Annotated in this window: 2 protein-coding genes and 1 pseudogene; all 3 read left to right on the top strand. The window is 44.8% G+C overall.

All coding sequences use genetic code 11. The annotated features are described in order from the left end of the window. Window positions 1-9 precede the first annotated feature (9 nt). A complete protein-coding gene (gene tnpA, locus AB4583_RS19765; protein WP_017068715.1) occupies window positions 10-327 on the top strand; it encodes an IS66 family insertion sequence element accessory protein TnpA in 318 nt (105 codons plus the stop codon). Further along, window positions 324-677: an IS66 family insertion sequence element accessory protein TnpB gene (gene tnpB, locus AB4583_RS19760; protein WP_017037716.1), complete on the top strand. Its 354-nt coding sequence runs from the start codon at window positions 324-326 to the stop codon at window positions 675-677. Before tnpA ends, tnpB begins: the two co-directional genes overlap by 4 nt. A 59-nt stretch (window positions 678-736) precedes the next feature. Further along, a pseudogene (locus tag AB4583_RS19755) lies at window positions 737-969 on the top strand (IS66 family transposase); the annotation flags it as partial.

Raw genomic sequence — 969 nt, 5'->3', positions numbered from 1 at the left:
AGAGTTGAAATGGCAAAACGACGTACCAACCTAGAATGGCAATCACTGTTTGAGCAATATGAAAGCAGCAGTGTTACCCAACGCGCTTTTTGTGAAGAGCATGGACTGAGTTTATCCACGTTCTTTGCCAAACGGCGTCAACTCCAAACAGCAAGCCAATCGGAATCTGTCGGATTTGTTAAAGCCGAAATCGTTGAAAAGACAACCAAGTATCAGGCCCAGATAGCTACGGCGAACATGACACTTCTCATCAATGATGTGGAGCTGAGCATTCCTCAAGGCACGCCAGCCACCTATCTTGCTGAACTCATTGGAGCTTTGTCATGAAAGGTATGCTCAGCGCTCCAGACATTTACCTTTATCGTGAAAGCGTCGATTTTAGAAAGTCCATCAACGGCCTTGCAGCGATTATCGAAAATGATACTGACTTGCCTCTTGGCAGCGGTGCGCTGTTCCTGTTTACCAATAAACAGCGCGATAAGATTAAAGTGTTGTACTGGGATAAAACAGGCTTCGCCCTCTGGTATAAACGCCTTGAAAAAGCCAAGTATAAGTGGCCTTCAAAAGAGAAAAATCAGGTGTTTACCCTCACTCAATTTGAGCTTGATAGACTGCTTTCAGGCTTCACAATTATCGGCCACGAACCCATCAAAATAAACGATTTTACAATGAGTTAATCGAGAATAAAGCCTTATTCTCCAAGCGTTAACGGCACGATTTTAGTATAATCAATGCTATGAAAAAGACGCCAAATATCGACCCAGAAAGCCAAGATGTTGCCGAGCTACAAGCGATGGTAGCTGCTCTGATGTCGGAGAAAAATGAGTGGAAACAAGAGCGCCAATCGCTGCTTGAACAACTCAAACTCGCCTTCGACCGTCAGTTCGCGAAACGCTCGGAGGCATTAAAGCCTTACGATGAATCACAAGGTGACCTCTTCAACGAAGCGGAATGTGAAGCCGTTAAAGA

Origin of the sequence: Vibrio sp. 10N.222.49.C12 (assembly GCF_041475025.1) — a bacterium.
Classification (GTDB): Bacteria; Pseudomonadota; Gammaproteobacteria; order Enterobacterales; family Vibrionaceae; genus Vibrio; species Vibrio crassostreae_C.
This window is presented reverse-complemented; position numbering and strand designations above follow the sequence as displayed.

Coding starts and splice junctions, on each gene's coding strand:
- tnpA (WP_017068715.1), top strand. CDS start 10: ATGGCAAAACGACGTACCAACCTAGAATGGCAATCACTGTTTGAGCAA.
- tnpB (WP_017037716.1), top strand. CDS start 324: ATGAAAGGTATGCTCAGCGCTCCAGACATTTACCTTTATCGTGAAAGC.